Consider the following 11,249-nt stretch of genomic DNA (forward strand, 5'->3'; position numbering starts at 1 on the left):
TAATTTTGTAGTCTATGAAAAAAACTGTAACCATTCAAGAATTAGGCTTAAAAGATTATAAAGAGACTTGGGATTATCAAGAATCATTATTTAAAGCTATTGTTGATACAAAGATTAAAAACCGACGCGAAGCAGCTAATTTACAAACACCTAACTATTTTCTGTTTGTTGAGCATCCGCATGTGTATACTTTAGGAAAAAGTGGCGATATGTCTAATCTGTTAGTTGATGAAAAACAACTGGCTGAAAAGGGAGCCACATTTTACAAAGTGAATCGCGGTGGTGATATTACATATCATGGTCCTGGTCAAATAGTGGGTTATCCTATTTTAGATTTGGATAATTTTTTTACGGACATCCATAAATACTTACGCTTTCTTGAAGAAATGATTATTCTGACCTTGGCAGAGTATGGCTTAAAAGCAGAACGTAGTCCCGGAGAGACAGGTGTTTGGTTAGATGTGGGAACACCATTTGCTAGAAAAATATGTGCTATGGGAGTTCGTGCCAGCCGTTGGGTTACTATGCACGGGTTTGCATTAAATGTGAATGCCGATTTAGGCTATTTTGACAATATGATTCCGTGTGGTATTCGAGGTAAGGCGGTTACTTCTTTAAATGTTGAGTTAGGTAAGCAGACTGTTGATGAAGCTGAAGTGAAAGAAAAGCTGTTAAAACATTTTGCTAATTTGTTTGAAGCCAAATTACAACTTCAGGAAGAAAAAGTTTGATTTTTCACGCAACCTTTTGGCTATAATTGTATCTTTAAGATATAAAGCTAATCAATTGTACTTATGAAAAATTGCTACATCTCAATTATCCTATTATTACTTTCAATCAATTTTTATTCTCAAAACGCTTATCAATATACTGTTGAATCTATCCCATATCAAGAGTTTCAGGAACAAGATATCATACAGTTTAATGGTGATGATGTCTATTCTACATTGATTACTATTCCTTTTAATTTTGAATTTTACTATTCGCAATTAAATAGTTTAGTTGTTGGTTCTAATGGTGATATTGTTTTTGATGATTCATTAGCCGAAACATTTGATGAATGGAGGTTTACTGATTTAGTTCCCTCTCCTGGTTTACCTAAACCCGCTATTTTTGGTCCCTATCATGATATTGATAATCGTGTGGTTTCATCTGAAGGAGGTGTTTATTATGGTGTTTCTGGAGAATCTCCTAATAGACGTTTTTATATTTTTTATGAAGACATTCCCCATTTCTCTTGTAATATTAATATTTCAACATTTCAAGTTGTGTTACATGAGACTACGGGTACAATAGATGTATTGATTAAAAATAAACCTCTTTGTTCAACATGGAATAATGGAAATGCGGTGATAGGTATTCAGAATCTAACTGGAGGTTATGGATTGACACCGCCAAATAGAAATACTGGACCATGGGAGGCTTACAATGAAGGCTGGCGTTTTAAACCCAGAGGAGATTTTAATGTGGTTATTTGTGATGTAGATAATGACAATAGTGAATTGTTCAATATTGATGATTATAAAACAAGGGTTCTGGGGTTGTTTAATTTAGATGCTTCAGAAAATACCGTTGATATTTTAGATGCTTCTAATGCGTCGGTTTCAGGAGATGTTGCAATCAGTTCTGGCAATAATAATTTCACCATAGTTATGAACCCAAGTACTGATAATGTACAATTTGATTTAATAATAAGCTTTACCAACTGTGATAACGATGATGAAAATGACGGTATTCCTAATGATATGGAAGATGCCAATGGTAATGGAGATTTAGGCGATGATGATACGGATGGTGATGGTATCCCAAATTATCAGGACGATGACGATGATGGTGACACAGTGATTTCAGAATATGAAATAGTTTTTGGAGGTAGAAGTTCAGAGAACAGAGTCAATCCACCAACATTTTTAGATACTGATACTGACGGTATTCCAAATCATTTGGATATGGATGATGATGGCGATGGCGTTATTACAATGGATGAAGATTATAATGGTAATGGTGATCCAACTGATGATGATGTCAATGAAAATGGTGTGCCAGACTATTTAGATGCTGCCCAATTAAGTATTGATGACATAAGCGTAAATACCAATTTGTTTTCTGTCTATCCAAACCCTGTAGATAACAAATTAACTATTGAATTTGATTCGCAGCTCCAATTTGTTTCGAATACTATGGAGTTCAAAATTTATGATATTCAAGGACGACAAATCATGAATTTGAAGGATGGACTCATGGATAATAAAGCTGAAATCGATGTGTCAAACTTACCTTCAGGATATTATTTATTAGTAGTAAAAAACGATAACTTTTTAAAAGCCAAAAAGTTTGTTGTAAAATAGTGGAGGTGTATTTCTTATTTATTCTTTTAGGATTTATCGTTGTAATTGTAATTGTTAGAAAGATTACAAAAAATCGCAACACCCAAGAATCACAAATAAGTGCGTTTGAACATCCTAGTACGTTTAAAAAACCGCCAATAGAAATGTCAACTAAAGAACCAATAAAAAGTATTTCTTTTGACAAGGATGCTGTTACGAAATCTGATGATACTTTTGATGTGACTAAAAATTAATTTGAAAAAACTAGGCTAGATTCCCAATGCTGATGTTAATTCTGTTCGTTGTTTAGTTTTTGTTTTGGTCTTGAGAGCTTAAAATATTCGTTAGCGCTATCATCAAGACGATTTACTATACTTTCAAAATTCTGTTTGGTTGGTTTGAGGTTAACGTATTTGTCAATAATGTTACTACGTTTATAAATAAAAAATGTATTTTCAACATTAGGGTTAATTTTGTTCAAATATACTTCTGAAGTCTTGTCGTTAAAAGATGGTACAAATGTCAAGGCAACTTTTTTTAATCCGAGTTCGGTTCCAAGTTTCTCTAATTCCTGCATTCTTTTATCTTTAACATAGTTGATGTCATTACCGTATATAAAATATACTTTCAAATAGGTTTCTCTTTTTTGGCTTTCACTTTCTAAAAAAGTAAGCCACTCTTTAACGTCATTCCAATTGGGATTGTTACCTACAAAGTATAGAATGCCGTGATACCAACCGTATTTGCAAATTGGACAAGTTTTTGTGCCTTTGTCTGCTCCATAAGCGTGAAATGGAGTAAAGGAAATAATATCCTCACCAATGTTTTTGCCTGAATTTATAGAGTTTATGTTTTGTATTGGGTAGTCAGGAATATTCAAACCCAAAATAATATTACGTTCGCCAATCCAGATATCCTCTTTTTGAACAAATCGGATAACGCCACTTCCTCCGCGGTTTTCCATGTTTTTTCTGCGTTGCGTAGTTAATAGCGGATCATTGTCAAACACAAAATCGTCTATATAGTATGGTTCTTTCATATTTCTCTCTTTAACAGTAATGTGAATATGTGCAGGTTCGCCTCTGCTAGGATATGTTCCTGGTTTTATAGTTTTAATTGCGTAGTTACCCTTTTCATCTGTTTTCAGCCAGCCTCTTATGTAGCCATGAGTATGTCCCAGTTTATTTTTAGGCATATTCCTTTCTTCACTATCTTTTGTTTCATAAACACCTTTACTGTTCGTTTGGTAGTAGTAAATAATAACATTTGGGGCTGGTGTTTTTCCATCAATCTGATAAACAGTTCCGGTTAGCAAAATTTTCTGTTCATTGCCTTCAAATGCAGGACTTGTGTCACTATATGATAAGTGGTTGGGCATTTTGTAATAAAAAGGCATTGATTTGTCAAAATCATCGCTTATAGTATTTGTTTTTGGAATTTGACCATTACAGTTGAGTAAATTAGAGGAGATTAATAGTAGAAATCCAATTTTAATGAATCGAGACATTTTGAATGTTTTCAATAAATGTACTCATAAATGAGAATGATATGTGTACATTTTATTGCTAATTGCCTCTGTGGAGTAAATACATGGTTCACTGGAGTAGTTGTTGCCAATTATTTCTATAGTGTCTGCTCAACCTTATTACTTGACCATTTTCAAGTGTTGCATCATAGTCGCCATTACTCCGTGATTTTAGTTCCTTAATGTAAGTAGCATTAATAATAGTTGAACGATGTACCCTTAAAAAAATAGTTGGATCAAGTTCAGTTTCAAATTCTTTTAAACTTTTGTTGTCTAAAATTTTTTGGTCATTTGTGTAAACTATAGAGTACGGTTTATCTGTTGAAATAAGCTGAATAGATGAAGTTGGAACTGTTATAATTTTGGTGCCAATTTTTAGTTTTATTATGTCATCATAATGAGAAACTAATTTTTCAGATTTACTTTTTGAAACGTATATAGCAGGGAAAATGACATACCATAATAGGGCGATATAAAATTGATTTGAAAAAGCGGCATTAAAAATATTTGAAAACCGATGAGGTGGTGTAAACGCTAAATTACTTACAGATACAAATAGTGCTGTAAATAACAAAATATGTAGAAAACTAAAAGTTATTCCAATTCCTAAATTAAATGGTAATTTACCCAATTTATTTTTGGGATTAATGATGCTTATCAGTTGGTTTATAATTATAGTTAGTGGAATAAAAAATACCCAAAAGGTATTATACAATAATGATTCAGAAAGATAAAACCCGGTTTGTTGTATGCTGCTGTATATATAATCTTGTAGTACTGCTAACACAAATACAAAAACCACAATAATTACATACAAGGGTATTTTACCAATTTTAGGGTTTTTGAATTTATTACTTATGATAAATAATTGTCCCAATATCTTTTTGAACTTGTATGCAACGATTAGATTAATTTTGACCGAGTATAGAAAATGCTGTTACACGGCAATAGAACGAAGTTCGGCTATTTTTTTGTGAAAGTCAAATCACCCTTCTGCATTAAAGAAGACTTTGTAGTAGTGCATTTTTTTTACGTCGTCGTAACCACGTTCTAGATACTCGCTTGATGCATCTGGCGCATCGATATCTAGTTTGATTTGAATATTGGTGTCGAGCTTAATCTCTGTTTTAATTTTTTTCTTTTCCTTGTTAACCACTAAATCAGAAACGTCAAATTGGTTACGGATTACCAAATCTTTTTCGCTTTCAAAGGTTTTTTTATAATCGTCAAATAAGGTTTTGTGTTTATCTTCTTCAAATATATCTTCTTTGAATTCGTCAACTTTTATGATTTCATGCTCCTTGAAAAAGTCGATAGTTTTGGCTAAAAACGTGTTTTGTTCTTGATTGCCGTAGGATATTTTTAAAATATCTTCAGAAAAATCTTTACAGAGTTCAATATATTGCTGCGTGTGGCTATTGGCGTCGTCTGCATATTTTATATTCAAGAAATGATTTGTCCAATATTGCGCGTCATAATTGTTATTGTCGGCACTTAAAACAATACGTCCTTCAGTATCACTTTGGTTTAAAATTAAACAACCTTTATCTACTTTTTTACTGCTAATGCCTTTTTGAACCAGTACGTCATAGCTGTTATTCTCTAAATAGGTTTGAAAGAAATTTACCTTGTTTTCAATTTTAAAAATACCCAAGGCATTGGTAGTTATCTCGTTGAATTCAATGCCCTCAAAAAGGACAACCAATACGTCACCAGTTTTTATTTGTGCTGAATTGGACTGCTCAAATAAATGCTTTACAATATGTTTTGAGGTTTCAATAAAATCATGGTCGTCATTAAAAATTTGCGAGCTGTACGTGTTTATTTCATTTAGTGAAATATCTGCATGATGGTTAAAGCGATAGCTTTGAACAACACTACCGAAGGGTCTTAATAAAAAAGGAAGCATGAGTTCATAACTCGCCTCATCAAAATGAACTTCCTTTTCTGAAAAAGCGTTTTTGGTATTGTTAAACTTATTGCCAACTTTATGAATAATACATTTAGATATGGAAGCTTGGGTACGTTTTATCATTTTGATAGATCGAGATAGACTCTTTTTGAGTTGAAATTTAATTAATTTGATAGATAAGAATGGTGTCGCTTTCTCCTTTAGTTACAAATTCCAGGTTGTTGTCTTTGTCAATATTGGCCATGTCAATTTGTGAGGTTCCATAAACAGGAAAGTTAGACAATAGTTTGGCGTTACTATCAAATAAATAGACTTTTTGAGTTTGAATATCAGTAACTGTGACATAAATTTTATCATTTATGTAGAAAATTTCTGGTTCACTATAATTACCGTAATCCAGTTCGTAAGTCTTTTGCTTGATACGTAATTTATTTTCGGAAAGTGCTACTAACGTTTTACTCGTGGTAACAAGGTCATGCGAATTTGTTAGACTCAATTCTTTTGATGCTGTATTGCCTTTTGTGTCAATTGTAACCAATTTACCATCTGTTGTTGAGGTTGCAAAATTCCCGTTATACAAATACATGGCTTCAGATGAATAGTTAAAATTATTTTTCGGTGTTACACGTGTTTTACCTGTTCTATCTAAAATATAAAGCTTGTTACTTGTTTTAAATAAAAGGTAATCTTTTCGACCAATTCTAATATGTTGTGGCTGGTGAACTATATTATCAGTAGCTTGTTTAAAATTGAATCCTTTTACAGTTTTCCCTTTAGCATCAAGCATTAAAACCTCCTTACCTTGTGTTACTAACAATCGATATTTTCTATTATTATCATAATCAAAAACAGAAAGCGGTTGCGTAATAGCATCACTAAACTTTAACGGAAATGGCGATACATCCTTCCCATTTCTATCTAAAACATAAATACGATTAGGTGTTGCAAATGCTAATTGCAACCTGCCATTTTTGAACATATCTATTTGCTCAATACGACCTAAAACAGCTCCCTGAAGCTGTTTTTTCCATAGAATTTTTCCGCTATTGGAAATTAAATAGAGATTATTGTTAATATCCTGAACAACAATGTCCTTTTCATTAGTAATGTGATTGGATACTAATTGTGGTTTGTTCAATAAATCAGCTTTCAACTTTATAACGCTAGACTCTGAAATTGAATTTTCATAAATACGTGTTTTACCTTTTTGAATTACAGCGTTAACGTGTGCAAAGTTTGAATCATAAATAAATTGAATACCTGAAGTTTGATAATTATCCAATTTGTAATTTATACTGTCTTTTAAATTACGATTTAACAAAGCTTCTAAAGTATTTGAATTGACTACACTTAATATTGAAGCCTCGTCGCTAAACTTTTCTTGCAACAAGTTGTAGTGATTTCTGGAATTGTAGGTTGTCTGGTTTTTATAGCTTGCAATAATACTTTGAAGGAAGTCCATATTATCCGAAAACACGATAAAATTATCTACAATGCAATATTTATTTGCTTTGGTGTAATTAATAAAAGGTTTTAAAACCTGATTAAATAATTCAGGATTACTAAAACTTAAAACGTCAATACCTCGGTATGTGTCAATAATATCTTGATCGTTTAATAATGCATCTTTTGTAAGATATATATCTAATGAATTAAGTACGATGGCTTGGTCGTTATTTTGGTAAATGACACCAGCTTCAATAATATTATCAAATAATAAATTGTAAGCCGTAATAGAATCTAATTTCTGTATAGTAGATAGATTATTGTGAAACGTATTGAAATCATTAAATGTAATACTTAAAAAACCATCACTGTTAGCTGGTGTGATTTGTGCCAATCGGTTTTCTTGAGGAATGGTGTTTCTAAAGGCATCAATCAGATTTTTTGTAGAATCTGATGAGCGTGTAACACCATTCAAGAGTATCTCATTTTGATTAATATCGACATCAAAAAACAGATAATCAGTTAGGTTTTTTGTTGTAATATCTGGGTTAATAAATAGTGATCGAACATCGCTATCTTTCTTTTTATTTATCAATACAGACAGTTGATTCTCATCATTAGATGAATTGATCAAAGATTCTAACTGTGGATGAATTTTAGGAGACTCAATTGTATTGTTCAAAAGGTCTTTGTTTGTAGCGCCAATAAAAACACTATCTTTTATAATGCTAAATAACACAGTGTTTTCAACCGAAGTTTTTGTAATTGTTTTAGATTGATATTTTAGGGTTTCTATACTGTGATTTGGTAAAGAATCTATATTGAATAAATTAGCTTTCAACTTGGTGATAATTGAAAACTGTAAACTATCTTGATTATCTTTAAACAATGATATATATATATCATCTTCTGTTTCAAAGTATTGTAATACATCAAGTTTTTGAGATAATTTTTGATAGGAAATTGAGGTTTCCAGTTGTTGCAAAAATGGATTGTTATTAATGTTGCCATTTAGGCTACCAACATTTTTAATTTTAATAATAGTGGAAGCTTCATCGTTGAGGTAGTCAATTATTTTCGTTTTTTTAGTAGAAGAATCACAGCCAAAAAAAAGCGTGATTATAATAGTGTAAAAACAAATTTTTTTCATCGATGAGGGAATTTGTACAAACCTACATAAATAATCTATTCCGTTAAAATGATTACCTGTTGAAATCATAAATCTAATTGCAATTGATTTGGTAGTAAACGAAATGATTTTCGGTGATATTTAGTTACGCCATATTTCTTTATAGCATCACGGTGTTCTTTAGTTGGATATCCTTTGTTTTGTTTCCAATTATACATGGGGAATTCCTCATGTATGTGTTCCATGTAAGTATCTCTTGTTGTTTTTGCTATTACAGATGCTGCAGCAATACTTAAAAATTTACCGTCTCCTTTTATAATAGTATCATAGGGTATTTCATTAAGAGGTTTAAATTTATTACCATCTACAATGATAAATTCTGGAACGAGATTCAATTTTTTAATTGATTGGTGCATGGCTAATATAGAAGCATTTAAGATATTTATTTTATCAATTTCTGTTGGGAATATATGACTAAAAGCAAAAGTTAAAGCTTCCTTTTCTATTATTGGTCTTAAGGTGTTTCGATTGATTTTAGTAAGCTGTTTTGAGTCGTTTAGTGCAGTATTTTTAAAAGTACTCGGTAATATTACAGCTGCAGCCGTAACGGGTCCAGCAAGACAGCCTCTTCCAGCTTCATCAGTACCACATTCATATTCAAAACCCGAATAATTTAATTTTAGCATTTAAATAATTCTTAATATAATGGCGTTATTGTAAATTGTATATACATTTGCAAGGTCGAAAAAAATTTTATGTCGAAAATAATTTTAGCATTTTTTTTATTTTGTAATTTGACTATTGGATTTGCTCAAGTAAGGCAAGGATATGTTAAAAAAGAGTCAAACAACCAAGATATAAGATTGAATGATTCTTTGAGTAGAGGCTCAACTGAAAGCACGAGCAATAAGAATATCAAGAATTTGGATGCTAAAATTGATATGTATTTAATCGTGTCTCATGAAAATGACACTACTATTGTAGACACGACTTTGACTATCCATAAAGAGTATAAATTTAATTATTTGCGTCGCGATAATTTTGAATTGCTCCCTTTTTCAAATGTTGGACAAACTTACAACTCATTAAGCTACAATTATGTCAATAATAGTACCATGCCTTTATTTGGTGCTAGGGCAAGACATTTTAATTATATGGAAATTGAGGATATCGATTATTATCAGGTTCCTACACCATTGACGGAATTATATTATAAAACTGCATTTGAACAAGGCCAACAATTAGATGCGTTTTTCACAACTAATATTTCTAAACAGTTCAATTTTTCAATTGCATACAAAGGACTGCGTTCATTAGGTAAGTATCAGCACATATTGACTAGTACAGGTAATTTTAGGTTTACATCAAGTTATCAAACAAAAAATAGGCGTTATATAGCAAACGCACATATGGTGATGCAGGATTTACTGAATGAAGAAAATGGTGGTTTACAAGATGATAACATACCGTTCTTTGAATCTGGTAATCCCGAATTTAAAGATAGAGCTGTTTTAGCTGTGAATTTTGAAGACGCCGAAAATCTTTTAAAAGGAAAACGTTTTCATTTAGACCATTTATATCATATTATTAAACCAAAAGATTCATTATGGAATAACAAGTTGTATTTAGAACATACAATGTCTTTTGAGGATAAGTATTATGAATACAATCAAACAAGGGAAAACGAATATTTTGGTGATGCTTTTCAAACCAGTAATTTGCGAGACCGTGTTACGCTAGAAAATTTTTACAACCAATTAGGGTTAAATTACAGTAACAGCACACTAGGTGATCTTCAATTTAATGTAGCGCATAACAATTATAACTATGGTTACAATAAAGTGGTGGTCATTAATAATCAATACATCACGAACAGATTAAAAGGAGATGTGTTTTCAATTGGAGGTAAATATCAAAAGAATATCAATAAATTTAGTTTGTTTGGAGAGGCAGGATTAAATGTTTCAGGTGATTTTGAAGGTAATTTTTTTACTGGAAAAGCATCTTATAGTCTAAATGAAAATAATAATGTGGAGGCTTACATCAATCATAACTCTACTGCTCCTAACTATAACTATTTACTTTATCAAAGTGTATATAAGAACTATAACTGGCAAAACAATTTTAATAATATTGAGACACAGCAATTGGGATTTGGTTTAAATTCTAAATGGTTTGGTAATGTTGTATTGAACTATACTACTATTAATGACTACACTTATTTTAAGAAAGATGGTGCAGATGATTTGGTCAAACCGTTTCAAACAGATCAAACTATAAGTTACTTAAAGCTTAAATGGGAAAAGGGATTTGACTTTTTAAGAAAGTTTACCTTATATAATACGGTGATGTATCAAAACGTGCAAGATGATGGTATGATATTTAATTTGCCGGAGCTCACAACTAGAAATACACTTTATTATTCTAATCATTTCTTTAAAAGAGCGCTATTCTTACAAACAGGTGTAACGTTTAGTTATTTTACAAAATATTATATGAATGCTTATGATCCGCTAATGGCGGAATTCTATGTCCAAAATAATCAGGAATATGGTGGCTTTCCAAGATTTGATTTTTTTGTTAATGCCAAAATCCAGCAAATTCGTATATATCTAAAGGCAGAACATTTTAATTCTGCTTGGACAGGTTACGACTACTACTCTGCACCAAACTATCCTTATCGAGATTTTGTGGTACGCTTTGGTGTTGTCTGGAACTTCTTTTTATAGATTCTCAAAATAATTAAGCAGTTTTATTGACTCTAATCCGCTGTAAATAAGCTATTAAAAAATACTTTATAAAAAAGGCAAAAAAAAGTTTGTTTAGAAGATAGAAAGGGTTGTATATTTGCGCCCTCGTTAGCGTCACATTAGTGAAGTAATCGAAAAAGTTCAGGGATTATTATTGATT

Annotated in this window: 9 protein-coding genes; 4 read left to right on the plus strand and 5 right to left on the minus strand. The window is 31.4% G+C overall.

The window, feature by feature from the left end; translation table 11 throughout:
• The first annotated feature begins 14 nt into the window (after positions 1–14).
• The 3 genes from lipB to C1S72_RS11450 all read left to right on the plus strand — a co-directional run bounded on the left by lipB (position 15) and on the right by C1S72_RS11450 (position 2,581).
• Positions 15–731 (plus strand): lipoyl(octanoyl) transferase LipB, encoded by a 717-nt coding sequence (lipB, locus tag C1S72_RS11440; protein WP_104735716.1) that lies wholly within the window; start codon positions 15–17, stop codon positions 729–731.
• A gap of 63 nt (positions 732–794) precedes the next feature.
• Positions 795–2,348 carry a T9SS type A sorting domain-containing protein gene (locus tag C1S72_RS11445; RefSeq protein ID WP_104735717.1) on the plus strand — a complete coding sequence of 518 codons (1,554 nt, stop codon included), beginning with the start codon at positions 795–797 and terminating at the stop codon, positions 2,346–2,348.
• 5 nt (positions 2,349–2,353) lie between these two features.
• The gene (locus C1S72_RS11450; RefSeq protein WP_162919972.1) at positions 2,354–2,581 is read left to right on the plus strand and encodes a hypothetical protein; all 228 of its coding nucleotides are present in this window, start codon (positions 2,354–2,356) and stop codon (positions 2,579–2,581) included.
• Between the two features lie 35 nt (positions 2,582–2,616).
• Here the strand turns inward: C1S72_RS11450 and C1S72_RS11455 are convergent, their stop codons facing one another.
• The 5 genes from C1S72_RS11455 to C1S72_RS11475 form a co-directional block, all read right to left on the minus strand.
• A complete protein-coding gene (locus tag C1S72_RS11455) occupies positions 2,617–3,834 on the minus strand; it encodes a dioxygenase family protein (protein ID WP_104735719.1) in 1,218 nt (405 codons plus the stop codon).
• Positions 3,835–3,922: 88 nt separating this feature from the next.
• Positions 3,923–4,729 carry a LytR/AlgR family response regulator transcription factor gene (locus tag C1S72_RS11460; protein WP_162919973.1) on the minus strand — a complete coding sequence of 269 codons (807 nt, stop codon included), beginning with the start codon at positions 4,727–4,729 and terminating at the stop codon, positions 3,923–3,925.
• 108 nt (positions 4,730–4,837) lie between these two features.
• Positions 4,838–5,887 (minus strand): nucleoid-associated protein, encoded by a 1,050-nt coding sequence (locus C1S72_RS11465; protein ID WP_104735721.1) that lies wholly within the window; start codon positions 5,885–5,887, stop codon positions 4,838–4,840.
• A 37-nt stretch (positions 5,888–5,924) separates the two neighbouring features.
• Positions 5,925–8,360, minus strand: a complete 2,436-nt coding sequence (locus C1S72_RS11470) for a ribonuclease HII (RefSeq protein ID WP_104735876.1) — start codon at positions 8,358–8,360, stop codon at positions 5,925–5,927.
• 65 nt (positions 8,361–8,425) lie between these two features.
• Complete coding sequence (locus tag C1S72_RS11475) at positions 8,426–9,025, minus strand: ribonuclease HII (protein ID WP_104735722.1); 600 nt, start codon at positions 9,023–9,025, stop codon at positions 8,426–8,428.
• Between the two features lie 69 nt (positions 9,026–9,094).
• Between C1S72_RS11475 and C1S72_RS11480 the strand changes: the two genes are divergently transcribed.
• Complete coding sequence (locus C1S72_RS11480) at positions 9,095–11,068, plus strand: putative porin (protein WP_104735723.1); 1,974 nt, start codon at positions 9,095–9,097, stop codon at positions 11,066–11,068.
• Positions 11,069–11,249 lie beyond the last annotated feature (181 nt).

It is taken from the genome of Hanstruepera ponticola, from assembly GCF_002940745.1.
GTDB lineage: Bacteria > Bacteroidota > Bacteroidia > Flavobacteriales > Flavobacteriaceae > Hanstruepera > Hanstruepera ponticola.

Excerpts from the sequence above, each read along its gene's own strand:
- lipB (WP_104735716.1), top strand. The coding sequence starts at position 15 with ATGAAAAAAACTGTAACCATTCAAGAATTAGGCTTAAAAGATTATAAA.
- C1S72_RS11445 (WP_104735717.1), top strand. The coding sequence starts at position 795 with ATGAAAAATTGCTACATCTCAATTATCCTATTATTACTTTCAATCAAT.
- C1S72_RS11455 (WP_104735719.1), bottom strand. The coding sequence starts at position 3,834 with ATGTCTCGATTCATTAAAATTGGATTTCTACTATTAATCTCCTCTAAT.
- C1S72_RS11465 (WP_104735721.1), bottom strand. The coding sequence starts at position 5,887 with ATGATAAAACGTACCCAAGCTTCCATATCTAAATGTATTATTCATAAA.
- C1S72_RS11470 (WP_104735876.1), bottom strand. The coding sequence starts at position 8,360 with ATGAAAAAAATTTGTTTTTACACTATTATAATCACGCTTTTTTTTGGC.
- C1S72_RS11475 (WP_104735722.1), bottom strand. The coding sequence starts at position 9,025 with ATGCTAAAATTAAATTATTCGGGTTTTGAATATGAATGTGGTACTGAT.
- C1S72_RS11480 (WP_104735723.1), top strand. The coding sequence starts at position 9,095 with ATGTCGAAAATAATTTTAGCATTTTTTTTATTTTGTAATTTGACTATT.